The 12,223-nt window shown below is 64.7% G+C and carries 14 protein-coding genes; 8 read left to right on the top strand and 6 right to left on the bottom strand.

Annotated features, from left to right (window positions below):
* Positions 1-32 precede the first annotated feature (32 nt).
* Together WS70_RS18220 and WS70_RS18215 are read left to right on the top strand one after the other, a co-directional pair.
* Complete coding sequence (locus WS70_RS18220; protein WP_059473851.1) at positions 33-305, top strand: BrnT family toxin; 273 nt, start codon at positions 33-35, stop codon at positions 303-305.
* The gene (locus tag WS70_RS18215; RefSeq protein ID WP_059473841.1) at positions 265-537 is read left to right on the top strand and encodes a BrnA antitoxin family protein; all 273 of its coding nucleotides are present in this window, start codon (positions 265-267) and stop codon (positions 535-537) included. The genes WS70_RS18220 and WS70_RS18215 overlap by 41 nt, the downstream gene beginning before the upstream one ends.
* Positions 538-742: 205 nt before the next feature.
* On the opposite strand, the gene WS70_RS18210 is transcribed toward WS70_RS18215, so the two are convergent.
* The 4 genes from WS70_RS18210 to WS70_RS18195 form a co-directional block, all read right to left on the bottom strand.
* A complete protein-coding gene (locus WS70_RS18210; RefSeq protein WP_059473840.1) occupies positions 743-1,021 on the bottom strand; it encodes a hypothetical protein in 279 nt (92 codons plus the stop codon).
* Complete coding sequence (locus tag WS70_RS18205) at positions 1,018-1,500, bottom strand: DUF2778 domain-containing protein (RefSeq protein ID WP_059473839.1); 483 nt, start codon at positions 1,498-1,500, stop codon at positions 1,018-1,020. The genes WS70_RS18210 and WS70_RS18205 overlap by 4 nt, the downstream gene beginning before the upstream one ends.
* A gap of 509 nt (positions 1,501-2,009) precedes the next feature.
* Entirely contained in the window at positions 2,010-2,615 is a 606-nt protein-coding gene (locus WS70_RS18200; protein WP_059596310.1) for an ImmA/IrrE family metallo-endopeptidase, read from the bottom strand.
* Positions 2,616-2,627: 12 nt separating this feature from the next.
* Positions 2,628-3,131, bottom strand: coding sequence for a hypothetical protein (locus WS70_RS18195; RefSeq protein WP_059596309.1), 504 nt, complete (start codon positions 3,129-3,131; stop codon positions 2,628-2,630).
* Positions 3,132-4,078: 947 nt separating this feature from the next.
* On the opposite strand from WS70_RS18195, the gene queC reads away from it, so the two are divergent.
* The 6 genes from queC to WS70_RS18150 all read left to right on the top strand — a co-directional run bounded on the left by queC (position 4,079) and on the right by WS70_RS18150 (position 8,374).
* Positions 4,079-4,813 carry a 7-cyano-7-deazaguanine synthase QueC gene (queC, locus tag WS70_RS18185; protein ID WP_059471469.1) on the top strand — a complete coding sequence of 245 codons (735 nt, stop codon included), beginning with the start codon at positions 4,079-4,081 and terminating at the stop codon, positions 4,811-4,813.
* Positions 4,814-4,901: 88 nt separating this feature from the next.
* Positions 4,902-5,534 carry a 7-carboxy-7-deazaguanine synthase gene (queE, locus tag WS70_RS18180; protein WP_059471470.1) on the top strand — a complete coding sequence of 211 codons (633 nt, stop codon included), beginning with the start codon at positions 4,902-4,904 and terminating at the stop codon, positions 5,532-5,534.
* 19 nt (positions 5,535-5,553) lie between these two features.
* A complete protein-coding gene (queD, locus tag WS70_RS18175) occupies positions 5,554-6,006 on the top strand; it encodes a 6-carboxytetrahydropterin synthase QueD (protein WP_059471471.1) in 453 nt (150 codons plus the stop codon).
* A gap of 38 nt (positions 6,007-6,044) precedes the next feature.
* The gene (locus WS70_RS18170; RefSeq protein ID WP_203235990.1) at positions 6,045-6,338 is read left to right on the top strand and encodes a hypothetical protein; all 294 of its coding nucleotides are present in this window, start codon (positions 6,045-6,047) and stop codon (positions 6,336-6,338) included.
* A 477-nt stretch (positions 6,339-6,815) separates the two neighbouring features.
* Entirely contained in the window at positions 6,816-7,601 is a 786-nt protein-coding gene (locus WS70_RS18155) for an HpcH/HpaI aldolase family protein (protein WP_059471473.1), read from the top strand.
* Positions 7,598-8,374 (top strand): tetratricopeptide repeat protein, encoded by a 777-nt coding sequence (locus WS70_RS18150; RefSeq protein WP_059471474.1) that lies wholly within the window; start codon positions 7,598-7,600, stop codon positions 8,372-8,374. Before WS70_RS18155 ends, WS70_RS18150 begins: the two co-directional genes overlap by 4 nt.
* A 245-nt stretch (positions 8,375-8,619) precedes the next feature.
* On the opposite strand, the gene rodA is transcribed toward WS70_RS18150, so the two are convergent.
* Together rodA and mrdA are read right to left on the bottom strand one after the other, a co-directional pair.
* Complete coding sequence (gene rodA / locus WS70_RS18140) at positions 8,620-9,768, bottom strand: rod shape-determining protein RodA (RefSeq protein ID WP_059471475.1); 1,149 nt, start codon at positions 9,766-9,768, stop codon at positions 8,620-8,622.
* Between the two features lie 11 nt (positions 9,769-9,779).
* On the bottom strand, positions 9,780-12,128 hold the full coding sequence (mrdA, locus tag WS70_RS18135; protein ID WP_059596307.1) for a penicillin-binding protein 2: 2,349 nt from the start codon (positions 12,126-12,128) through the stop codon (positions 9,780-9,782).
* Positions 12,129-12,223: the final 95 nt, after the last annotated feature.

The raw sequence follows: 12,223 nt of genomic DNA, 5'->3' as shown, positions 1-12,223 counted from the left end.
AACAGGGTGTTTTTGTACATACAATAATGGCTATGGAACTTGAATTCGATCCCAACAAACGCGACAAGACACTGACCGAGCGGGGGCTGGATTTCGCGCGTGCCGTGGAGGTGTTCGCCGGGCACCACTTCACATTGGAGGATACGCGGGAGGATTACGTGGAATCGCGTTACATCACGGTCGGCACGCTGGACGGCCGCATGATCGTGATGGTTTGGACGCCTCGCGGCGAGGCTCGCCGCATTATCAGCATGAGGAAAGCAAATGACCGTGAGCAAGCGAGCTACGCACACCAATTGGGTTGATCCGGACGACGCGCCGGAGCTGACCGACGAATTTTTTGAGAGGGCGGACGAGTACGTCGGCGACCGCTTGGTCCGTCGCGGGCCGGGCCGGCCGCTCGGCAGTCACAAAACCGCGACGACGATCCGACTCGACGACGACGTGCTCGACGCGTTCAAAGCGACCGGCCGAGGCTGGCAAACGCGGGTGAATGCTGCGTTGAAGGAGTGGCTCAAGACGCACAAGCCAGCATAGCGAATCGCATTCGCCGAACGAAGGGCCGCGCACCGGGCAACCGGGCGCGGCCCTTTTTTGCGTCTGACGAGCGCGAGCTGCTGAGTCGCTCGGCGCGACGGCGCATAGGCATCCCGTCGCTGTCCCATTCGTGTCCCGACTAGCGTCCCGTTGTCCCGTCTAGCGTCCCATCGTCCCGATTTCTGTTGCCGCGAGGCTGCGAATGTCAGCGATTGGTCGAATGCCGGAGGCGGCCGACCAAGCCGAAGAAGGCGAACGACAGAACGAGCGCGAGGACGAAGCTGATGACGAGCAGGATGCCGACGAAGATCTCTTCGTTTTGTTCGCCGCCGTCAGAGCCGAGCGCGCGAAACACGGGCGACAGCGCGTTCCAGCCTTCGCCGCCGTTTGCGAACCAATGCACCAGCAACGGCGATGACGAGATGCCCGTCAGAAGAGGCCAGGTAAGCAGCAGCGCCAGCAATATACGGCCGATCATCTTCATTTAACCGTCACCCTCCCATATGCCCTGAATGAGGTGCCTGGGACCTGCATAGTCGGTTGCGCTTTCAGGAAAGCCCGCAGCTTATCGAACTGCCCACGGCTCGTCAGCGTAATGCACCCGTCGCTTTCGCCCAGCCGGCCGACCGGATGCAGGCGGAAATGGCCGCGGCGGATGCCGTTGACGATCGTCCAGTCGTCAATCTGGCCGTCAATGCGATACAGCGCGAACCAGTCCGCGCGATTCGTGTTCAGGGCTGCATCCATCACCGTGTCTCGGAACCAGCCAAGATGGCCGCCGCTTTGCCGGTCGATGATGTAGTAGACGCCCGCGGGCAGTGGCCCCTTATCCGCTACGGCGGTCGAGCCCGGATCGTTGATGTATCGGCCGTTACCGGAAAAGGCGGGGACGCTTCCGAATCCTGGACAGGTCAGCGTCGATAGGCGGCTGCGGTTCAGGACGAATGTGCACTCGGCGGGCATAGGGTATTCCTCGGGACAGAGCTCTCAGGTTGTTATGGCGCAGGTTCGGCTAGCGCGGCGGCGCCCCGTTAGTCTTGCGCTAATTTCTATCGGAACTTGGCGGCCAGTGCAAGCCTATGCGACTGCGTTTGGATAGAGGCGCTACAGCGCCTTGGGACGCGGGGCGTTCTCCGGGCTTCAGCCAGATCGCGCGAGGCCGCTGTAGTCCCGTCAGGCGGGCGGATGGGGGCGGAAATGGGGGGAGGAGGCCGATGTGCGAAGGAGGGCGCCGCAGCCGCCTTTGCGCGGTCCCCTCCTCGCCTGCGGGCTTCGCTTGACAGGGTGGTTCTAGTGCACCGGGCGCCTTTGCTTGCTGGCCCTTGTGGCGTGGGTTTCGGGGAATTTGCAGGTGTGCGGGGATAGTGCGTTCTGATGCAAGCGCGTGCGCTTTGATGCGGCTTGGCAATCACTGGCCTGACGTGGTTTGGGCGAAAAAAAGCTCGCCGTAGCGAGCTTCAGTGGATTCTAGGCTAGCGCCTAGCAAGCATATTTTTTACTCGGTATTCCATCGCAGGATTCGAGACGCGGAAACGAGGCGCCATTTGAGCAGTGAAGCGATCCAGCGGCATCTTTTCCGTGCCGTTTTCACGCTTATAAGCGTCGATGATCGGTCGGCCGACGGATCGGATAAGCTGCGAGGGCATAAGGAGTTCCGCCGCGAAGTTATTTGCTTCCGATTCGTGTCTCGTCCAATAAGATTCGCTGCGGCTCATCGTGCTCTTGTCATCGACGAACTCGAGCCGTCCCTCAACGCGATGCATACAAAAGTGGCCGATTTCGTGCGCCAGCGTAAACCTACGTCGTGGTTCGTACGAATTCTGGTTGGTGTTTATCCAGACAGTGGCCCTACCTTCGTGCTCAAGAGAAATCAGGCCCACCGTATCGCTATCGACAGGCGCCGACGTTGAGCCGTTGAAAGTCGGCGACTCGATAACGTTGATATCTAAGAGTCGCGCGATGGCATCGACATCGACCGGCGGTGCGCCCGCAAAGATGTCATAGTCGAATTCATCCTTCAGGTATTTCCCCAAATCCGACACGGTCAACATTTGGGGGGCAGTAGTTTCGGTAACCATGTGACCTCCCTCTTACGATGATAAATCGTCTAAGGCATCCTTCTCGTTGCGAGCATCATTCGCCCGCTGGCCGGCGTGAGCTTTCCGCCTTGCGACAATTTCGCTCAGCTTTTCCTCAACGCTGTCGCTCACGCTCTGGACGACGCCGGGGTTCTTCATCAGCTCTTTGACGAACTTCACAGCCTTCTCTTCGTCGGTCGCAAGCTGCGCAAGCAGGGCCTTGAACGCGTTCTCTATGTGAGCGTCCTTCTCCATCGAAAAGTGCTCGGTGAAGATAAGGCCGGCAATCGCCAACAGCGCGGCAACCGCTGCAATTACGAAGGTTGTGTAGACGATGTAAGTGTTGGCGATCGAGACTGAGTCCGCCGATGCGACAGTGAGCGGCGTGCTCCAGCGATTGATTGCTGTGAATGCAACAATCGATCCTACGATCCCTCCGCAGAACCCGCCGAGTAAGCCGCGAGTCTCGCGAGCAAACCAACGTGCAACAGGCCCTTGTTCCCCGGTCGCCATCATTCCCACCTTGTTATCTTATCAAAGTACTGGATGTATACACAGTATTGCGTGCAGCTTCAGGGCGAAGCATAGCACCTTGCTAACTGGTCAGATAGTGCAAGATTAGGCATTCGTCAAGGGCCTAGCATGCTCGGACGGAGTTTTCCCGCCGCTGGACAGGGTGTCAGAAGCCCCTGACAACCGGTGAAGAGCGGTCGGTGTTGTGCAGCTAAATTGCAGCTTGCATAGGCCGGATTGACTTCGACTCGCCCTGTTTAGCCTTGATCTTGCAGCGTGCGAGTTGCGCAAGGCATTGATTTATAAGCGATTGGTGCGCGTCAGTAAAACTCCGAAGGCAGTGCTCGAGTGCTACATGCGCACAGTCAACTCTGCCGCATGGCGCGCGCGAGCGATCCGGCATCCCGTTCAGCGTCGCGCGGGGGCTGGCCCGCGGATGCCGCGTGTGCCGAGGATGAACCGGGCTGTGCCCGGAATGTGCCAAGTTGTGTAATACTTCAGGCTGCTTTTCGCTTCTTGGGCGGCCGCGATGCCTTGCCAGACGGGGCGCTGGTGTCAGCGGTACGTTTTGAAAATCCGCGTGTCGGTGGTTCGATTCCGCCCCAGGCCACCAGCAGTATCCCACCCCAAGAATCGCCAGATTCTTGGGGTTTTTCGTTTGTGGAGCGGCATTTCCGGTCCTCGGCCGGTTTTGGGGAGGCGTGATAAAATCTCCGTCGACTCAAAGACTTAGAGGACTTGAGGATGTGCCCCGGTGGGCGCCGCAAGTCCTTTTTTCGTTTCGGCGCTCGAGGACGGCATGGGCCCGTGCGCCGCTGCATCGCGGAGCGATGAGCGACATAAGCGCCGCGCCGTTTCCGGCCGGGCGCTGCTGCCTATACTGGGTGGGCCGGCGCCGCCGGCGCGTGCCGGATCGCCGGCGCGCTCGCTCATCATTCACGGAGTATCAGGTGATTCGGACAGACGCTAAGGACGGCGCGCTCGTGTTGTTTTCCGGCGGCCAGGATTCGGCTACGTGTGTTGCCTGGGCGCTCGAGCGCTATCAGACCGTCGAGACGCTCGGCTTCGACTACGGCCAGCGCCATCGCGTCGAGCTCGAATGCCGCGAGGGCGTGCGCGATGCGCTGAAGCGGCGTTTTCCGCAGTGGGAGAACAAGCTCGGCGACGATCACATGATCGATCTGTCGGTGCTCGGCTCGATCAGCGACACCGCGATGACACGCGCGATCGAGATCGAGACGGCGTCGAACGGCCTGCCGAACACGTTCGTGCCGGGCCGCAATCTGCTGTTCATGACGATCGGCGCGGCGATCGCGTATCGGCGCGGGTTGCGCGTGCTCGTCGGCGGCATGTGCGAGACCGATTTTTCCGGCTATCCGGATTGCCGCGACGATACGATGAAGGCGCTGCAGATCACGCTCAATCTCGGCATGGACGCGCGCTTCGTGCTGGAAACGCCGCTGATGTGGCTCGACAAGGCCGACACGTGGCGGCTCGCGGAGCAGCTCGGCGGCAAGCCGTTCGTCGAGCTGATTCGCATCGAGACGCACACGTGCTACGTCGGCGAGCGCTCGGAGCTGCACGATTGGGGCTTCGGCTGTGGCGAATGCCCGGCGTGCAAGCTGCGCAAGCGCGGCTATGAAGCGTATCTGCGCGGCGAGCGCGTGACGGAGGCGCCGGTCTGACGCGGCGCGGTGCTCACGCGACGGCGCGGGCGACAACTGGATTCATCGAGTAACGGAAGGCGAACGGCGCGAGCCGAAACGAAGCAGCATGACGTACACGGTCAAGGAAATCTTCTATACGTTGCAGGGCGAGGGCGCGAATGCCGGGCGTCCGGCCGTGTTCTGCCGGTTCGCCGGCTGCAACCTGTGGTCGGGGCGCGAAGCGGATCGCGACGGCGCGGTGTGCCGCTTCTGTGACACCGACTTCGTCGGCACCGACGGCGAGAACGGCGGCAAGTTCAAGGACGCCGTGTCGCTCGCAGCGAAGATCGCGTCGCTGTGGCCGGCAGGCGAAGCGTATCGCTTCGTCGTCTGCACGGGCGGCGAGCCGATGCTGCAGCTCGATCAGCCGCTCGTCGACGCGCTGCATGCGGCGGGTTTTACGATCGCGATCGAGACGAACGGGTCGCTGCCCGTGCTCGAGTCGATCGACTGGGTCTGCGTGAGCCCGAAGGCCGATGCGCCGCTCGTCGTCACGAAGGGCAACGAACTGAAGGTGGTGGTGCCGCAGGACAAGCAGCGCCTTGCCGATTATGCGAAGCTCGACTTCGAGCACTTCCTCGTGCAGCCGATGGACGGCCCGTCGCGCGACTTCAACACCAAGCTCGCGATCGACTGGTGCAAGCGCCATCCGCAGTGGCGACTGTCGATGCAGACGCACAAGTACCTGAACATTCCTTGAGCCTTACGCTTCATTCATCGTGCTGATTACCCGAAAACTCGAATTCGACGCGGGCCACCGCATCCCCGATCACCGCAGCCAGTGCCGGAATCTGCACGGCCATCGCTATGTGCTCGAAATCACGCTGCGCGGCGATCTTGTCGATACCGAGGGCGCACCCGACCGCGGGATGGTGATGGATTTCGCCGATGTGAAGGCGCTCGCGATGGAGCACCTCGTCAGCAAGTGGGATCACGCGTTCCTCGTCTATGCGCGCGACGACGTCGTGCGCTCGTTCCTCGAGAAGATGGCCGACCACAAGACGGTCGTCCTCGACCGGATTCCGACCGTCGAGAATCTCGCAGCGATCGCGTTCGACATCCTCGCGAACGTCTACGATGCGCATTACGGCGTCAATCTGCGCCTCGAGCGTGTGCGTCTCTACGAGACGCCGAACTGCTGGGCCGACGTCGAGCGCGACGCGCGCGTCTGACGCGCGGCGGTACGCGGCGCTCGGCACCGGCGGCCGGCGTGCGCCGCGGTATGCGCATCGGCGTGCGCGAGGCGGTCGCGCATCGGCGCTTTTTCTTCGCCCTCCTTCGTTCGATGTACTTGTCCGGTTTGCTTGGGGCGCTCGGTTTCGTGTGGATGAGCAGTGGCGGTGCGATTCGGCCGAATTCGTTGAACTCGGCGGATCAGCGGATCGTCGCATTTGTCGATTTGTCGATTTGTCGATTTGTCGATTTGTCGATTTGTCGATTTGTCGATTTGTCGATTCGCCGAGCACCGAGCACCGAGCACCGAGCACTGAGCACGAGCCGCTGACTCGTTGATCCTCTGTTGCTGTCGTCCTGGGCAATTGTCTGATCGGCCAGCGAATCGTTCGAGCTGTCGATGCCCTGGTTCGATAATTCGTCAAACTTGTCGACCCGCCGACCCGCCGACCCGCCGACCCGCCGACCCGCCGACCCGCCGACCCGCCGACCCGCCGACCCGCCGAATCCCCGAATCTCCGAATCCCCGAATCTCCGAATCCCCGAATCCCCGAATCCCCGAATCCCCGAATCCCCGAATCCCCGAATCCCCGAATCGCACCAACCAGTTCGCGCCCCGCCGTGCGCGGCTTCACCCCGCATCAGTATTTCCCGAGTCCGCGCACCGGCTGCGATCACGGTATGATCGAATCGGCCGCCGCGACGAACGAACCGCGCGCGTCCTTGCGGCTCGGCGCCCACCCGGCGGCAGCCCGCCGCTCCTTCCGAATCGCAGTCCGCTCGTGCGCCGCACGACAGGAGGCCGCCGATGAGCACGCTTACCAATTCCCTGAAGACGCGTCTGAGCGACGGTGACGAGCCGTTGTTCGGCCTGTGGCTCACGCTCGCGAGCGCGGCGGCGACCGAGGCGCTCGCGCATGCCGGCTTCGACTGGCTGTGCATCGACATGGAGCACGCGCCGAACGACAGCCACGACGTCGCCGCGCAGCTGCGTGCGCTCGCGGCCGCGCATCTGCCGAGCGAGCCCGTCGTGCGAGTGCCGGCGCGCGAGCCGTGGCTCGTCAAGCGGGCGCTCGACGCGGGCGCGCGCACGCTGATGTTCCCGAACATCGAAACGGCCGACGACGCCGCGCACGCGGTGCGGCTTACCCGCTTTCAGTCGGCCGACGCGCCGGATGGGCTGCGCGGCGTCGCGGGCGTCGTCCGCGCGGCGGCTTACGGGATGCGGCGCGACTACGTGCAGACCGCGAACGCACAGATCGCGACGATCGTGCAGATCGAATCGGCGCGCGGGATCGACGAGGCCGAGCGGATCGCGGCGACGCCGGGCGTCGATTGCATGTTCGTCGGTCCGGCTGATCTGTCGGCGAGCCTCGGGCATCTCGGCGATACCAAGCATCCGGATGTCGCGACCGCGCTCGAACACGTGCTCGCGGCGGGGCGGCGCGCCGGCGTGCCGGTCGGCATCTTCGCCGCCGACGCGGCCGGTGCGCGCCAGTATCTCGAAGCCGGGTTTCGCGTGATTGCGTTGTCGGCGGATGTCGTGTGGCTGCTGCGCGCGACGCGGCAGGCGCTGCAGGAGGTGCGGGGATGAACGGGAAGAGCCGCCGCGCGCCGACGTTCGCGCGCGCGCGGCGCGCGCTGCAAGACGCGGCGATCGGCGCACTGCTCGCGACGGCGTTCGGCGCGGCGACGGGCGGCGTATTCGCACAGGCGTCGGGCGCGCAGAGGCAGCCGAATCCGGAGCGCGAAACCAACTCGGCGATCGCCGACTACAACGCGGGCAATCTGCGCGCCGCGCTCGTGCAGTTTCACGACGCGGCGACGCGCGGCAACCGTCTCGCCGCGTTCGACTACGCGATGATGCTGATCACGGGTGAAGGCGTGACGGCGAACGTGCCGGAAGGGCTGCGCTGGCTGAAGCGCGCGGCTGACGCGGGCATGTCGCAGGCGCAATATGTGTATGGCCGGATGCTCGACGACGGCGAGTTCGTCGCGCGCGATCCGGCGGCCGCGCACGGCTGGTTCCTGAAGGCTGCGCGGCAAGGGCACGTGCAGGCCGAGCTCGCGCTTGCGAACCAGTTTCTCGACGGACGCGGCACGCCGCGCGACAACCGGCAGGCGTTCGCGTGGTACAAGCGCGCGGCCGACGCGGGCGAGCCGGTTTCGCAATACGTGACGGCGTCGTTCTACGAGCACGGCGGCGACGGCGTCGCGCGCAACCTCAACATCGCCCGCGCATACTACGCGGCGGCCGCCGCGCAAGGCGACGACGCGGCGGCGCTCAAGTATCGGGAGCTGACAGCTGAACTGAAGGCGGGGCCGGGTGGTGCGTTGGCGCCGAAGGTGCCTGGTCCGTCGAACTGATCGGACCGGACGAATTGGCAAACCGCAAACCGCAAACCGCAAACCGCAAACCGCAAACCGCAAACCGCAAACCGCAAACCGGGCTCGCGCAAGGCTGGCGCGCCAGACACGACGCGCGGCAACCGCGACCGACACGGTAGAACGTCGCGAGTCCGCGCGTTCACCGCACCCGGCTCGCTGAACGCCGGCTCGAACGCGAGCCCGAAAGCCGGACATAAAAAGCGGCACATCGCGCGCCGCTTCGATCAACTCTTCATCAGCCGTTTCTGCCGTCCGACGCTCATGATGAGCCCGATGGCGATACCGAGCGTCGTGAGCGCGGTGCCGCCGTAGCTCATGAACGGCAGCGGCACGCCGACGACGGGAAGCACGCCGCTCACCATCCCGATGTTGACGAATGCGTAGACGAAGAACGCGAGCGTGAGCGACCCCGCGAGCAGCCGCCCGAACAGCGTCGCGCCTTGTGCGGCGATGTAGAGCCCGCGCGCGATCAGCGCCATGTAGAGCGTGAGCAGCACGATCCCGCCGACGAGCCCGAATTCCTCGGAGAACACCGCGAAGATGAAGTCTGTGTGCTTCTCCGGAATGAATTCGAGGTGGGCCTGCGTGCCCTTCAGATAACCCTTGCCGAGCGGGCCGCCGGAGCCGATCGCGATCACTGCCTGGATCGTGTGGAAGCCCTTGCCGAGCGGATCGGACGTCGGGTCGAGGAGCGTGCAGACGCGGTGCTTCTGGTAGTCGTGCATCAGCGGCCAGACGACTTCGGGCTGGCAGATGCGGTTCTCGAACACGGCGATCGAGCCGACCGCGAGCACGCCGGCGACGAGCACCGGCACGATCAGCTTGTACGACAGCCCCGCGAGATAGATCACGAAGAGGCCTGCCGCGAACACGAGGACGGCGGTGCCGAGGTCCGGCTGTTTCGCGATCAGGCCGACGGGCACCATCAGGATGCCGAACGCGACGACGAAGTCGTACCAGCGCAGGCTGCTTTCGCGTCGCTGGTAGTACCACGCGAGCATCAGCGGCGTCGCGATCTTGAGGATCTCGGACGGCTGGATCACGACGCCGACGTTCAGCCAGCGCTTCGCCCCCTTTTTCGTCATTCCGAACAGCGCGACCGCGACGAGGAGCGCGACGCCGAACGAATAGAGCGGCACGGCGAAGCGCATCAGCGTCTGCGGCGGAATGTTCGCAATCACCCACATCAGCGCGAACGTCAGCAGGATGTTGCGCAACTGGTCTTCGACGCGTCCGGGCATGTCGATGCTCGCGCTGTAGAGCGTGACGATGCCGACGCACAGCAGCAGGAACACGATGAGCGCGAGCGGTCGGTCGAAGCCCGCGAACATCTGCTTGATCTTGTCGAGCGAGGCGCGCTTGTCGAATTGCATGCCTGTCTCCGTTACTCGTCGATGCCGCCCCGCGCCGGCTTCTCGGCGGGGATGGCGCGGTTGTCGTTCCGCGGCGCGGCGGCGGTGATCGCCGCGTCGCTCGCCGGCGCGCGGCGCGGTTTGCGCGTAGGCAGGCGGCGGGCCGCAGGCGGCGCGCTCGCGGCGCTGACGGCCGTCGCGGTTGCGCCTGGAGCGCTGGCCGTTGCGCTCGTCGCGGTGCCGATTGCATGGGGGGCCGCGCGAGTGCCCGCTGCGCCGACGCCGGCATTTGCGTCGCTGGCCGCCGCCCCGCTTGCGCCCGACGCCGCCTCCGCTCCGCTCGCTGCCGCGGGCGGCGTCGGCCGAGGCAGCGCCTTGAACCCGGCCGCAACGCCGACAGGCTTCGTCGCGTCGCCGATCACGGGCGCGTTGACCGGCTCGGTCGCCGACGCGGCCGCCGCGACGGCTGCGGCTTCCGTCGTGGGATTCTTGCGGTCGAGCAGATAGAAATCGAGCACGCGCCGCGCGATTGGGCCTGCGGACTGTGCGCCCCAGCCGCCGTTCTCGACAATCAGCGCGATCGCGATCTGCGGATGGTCGGCGGGCGCGTATGCGATGAAGAGCGCGTGGTCGCGCAGATGCTCGGCAAGCAGGTGGCCGCGGTAGTTGCCGCCCTGCAGCGAGAACACCTGCGCGGTGCCGGTCTTGCCCGCCGCGAGGTACGGCGCGCCGCGGAACACCTTGAACGCGGTGCCGGACGGATTCTCGACGACGTTTTCCATCCCGCGCTTCACGACGTCGAGGTCGCCCTGCTTGAGCGGGATCGCGCCGCTTTCCTTCGGCACGGTCAGATGCCGCTCGCGCGAGATCGGGTTCTCGACCTCTTTCACGAGGTGCGGCTTCATGACGACGCCGTCGTTCGCGAGCGTCGCGGTCGCGTGCGCGAGCTGCAGGATCGTGAACGAGTTGTAGCCTTGTCCGATCCCGAGGCTGATCGTCTCGCCGTCGAACCACTTCTGCTGCGCGGCCTTCTTGAACGTCTTCTTCTTCCATTCGGGCGACGGCAGCACGCCGCGCGCCTCGCCCTGGACGTCGATGCCGGTGATCTGGCCGAATCCGAACGGCTTCATGAAATTCGCGATCGCGGTCACGCCGAGGTCGCGCGCGAGCATGTAGAAATACGTGTCGTTCGACACCATGATCGCCTTGTTCATGTCGACCCAGCCTTGACCCGAGCGCACGTCGTTGCGGAACGTGTGGCCGCCGAACGTGAAGTAGCCGGGGTCCTGGAAGCCCCAGCCCGGCGAGCGCTTGCCGAGCGTCAGGCCTGCGAGCGCCATGAACGGTTTGTACGTCGAGCCGGGCGGATAGGTGCCGTGCAGCGGGCGGTTCAGGAGCGGCTTGTCGGGCGAGTTGTTGAGCTCGTCCCAGGTCTGCTGGTCGATCCCGTCGACGAACGAATTCGGGTCGAAGCTCGGCGACGACACGAACGCGAGCACGTCGCCTGTCTTCGGCTCGATCGCGACGAGCGCGCCGCGTTTGCCGGCGAACGCCTGCTCGGCGACCTGCTGCAGTCCGATGTCGAGCGACAGTACGAGGTTGCTGCCGGGCGTCGCCTGCGTGCGCGACAGCGTGCGCACCGGCCGCCCGCCCGCTGTCACCTCGACTTCCTCGAAGCCCGTGATCCCGTGCAGCTCCGTCTCGTAGCTCTGCTCGACGCCGACCTTGCCGATGTAGTCGGTGCCCTTGTAGTTGTTCGCGTCGCGGCGCGGATCGTAGGTTTCCGGATCGCTGTCGTTCTCGTCGCTCATCGCGTCGATGCGGTCCTGGTCGCGCTTCGAGATCCGGCCGATGTAGCCGATCACGTGCGCGGCCGTTGGGCCGAGCGGATATTGGCGGAACAGGCGCGCGCGCACGTCGACGCCCGGGAAGCGCCAGCGCTGCGCGGTGAAGCGCGCGACTTCGTCGTCGGTCAGGCGCGTTCGGATCGGCAGGCTCTCGAAGTTCTTCGAGTCCTCCTGCAGCTTCTTGAAGCGGCGGCGGTCGCGCGCGTCGATCTGCACGACTTCGGAGAGCGCGTTGATCGTGTTTTCGAGCGTGTCGGTCAGCTTCGACGGCGTGATCTCGAGCGTGTACGCCGAGTAGTTCTTCGCGAGCACGACGCCGTTGCGGTCGGTGATGATCCCGCGGTTCGGGACGATCGGCGCGACCGAGATCCGGTTTTCCTCGGCCTGCAGCGCGTATTTGCCGTGCTGCCAGACCTGCAGGTAGAAGAACCGCGTGGCGAGCAGGCCGAAGCAGACGAACACGAACACGCCCGCCGCCGCGACGCGCAGGCGGAACTTCGAGAGCTGCTGTTGAGTGTCCTTGAATTCGGTCATGCGATTACGGATGAAGGGGCGTGCTTTCCGTCGCTGCGCCGGTGTGTCGGGCGGTGCCGACACGGCGCGCTCGCGCGGGCCGCGCCCACTCGCAG

It is taken from the genome of Burkholderia mayonis (assembly GCF_001523745.2).
Lineage (GTDB): Bacteria > Pseudomonadota > Gammaproteobacteria > Burkholderiales > Burkholderiaceae > Burkholderia > Burkholderia mayonis.
The sequence above is the reverse complement of the archived record's forward strand: the minus strand, read 5'-3'. Positions and strand labels throughout refer to the sequence as shown.

Bases quoted from the DNA above. Each gene is read 5' to 3' on its own strand.
- WS70_RS18210 (WP_059473840.1), bottom strand. From the start codon at position 1,021: ATGAAGATGATCGGCCGTATATTGCTGGCGCTGCTGCTTACCTGGCCT.
- WS70_RS18205 (WP_059473839.1), bottom strand. From the start codon at position 1,500: ATGCCCGCCGAGTGCACATTCGTCCTGAACCGCAGCCGCCTATCGACG.
- WS70_RS18155 (WP_059471473.1), top strand. From the start codon at position 6,816: ATGAGCACGCTTACCAATTCCCTGAAGACGCGTCTGAGCGACGGTGAC.
- queE (WP_059471470.1), top strand. From the start codon at position 4,902: ATGACGTACACGGTCAAGGAAATCTTCTATACGTTGCAGGGCGAGGGC.
- WS70_RS18150 (WP_059471474.1), top strand. From the start codon at position 7,598: ATGAACGGGAAGAGCCGCCGCGCGCCGACGTTCGCGCGCGCGCGGCGC.
- mrdA (WP_059596307.1), bottom strand. From the start codon at position 12,128: ATGACCGAATTCAAGGACACTCAACAGCAGCTCTCGAAGTTCCGCCTG.
- WS70_RS18220 (WP_059473851.1), top strand. From the start codon at position 33: ATGGAACTTGAATTCGATCCCAACAAACGCGACAAGACACTGACCGAG.
- WS70_RS18215 (WP_059473841.1), top strand. From the start codon at position 265: ATGACCGTGAGCAAGCGAGCTACGCACACCAATTGGGTTGATCCGGAC.
- WS70_RS18200 (WP_059596310.1), bottom strand. From the start codon at position 2,615: ATGGTTACCGAAACTACTGCCCCCCAAATGTTGACCGTGTCGGATTTG.
- WS70_RS18195 (WP_059596309.1), bottom strand. From the start codon at position 3,131: ATGATGGCGACCGGGGAACAAGGGCCTGTTGCACGTTGGTTTGCTCGC.
- rodA (WP_059471475.1), bottom strand. From the start codon at position 9,768: ATGCAATTCGACAAGCGCGCCTCGCTCGACAAGATCAAGCAGATGTTC.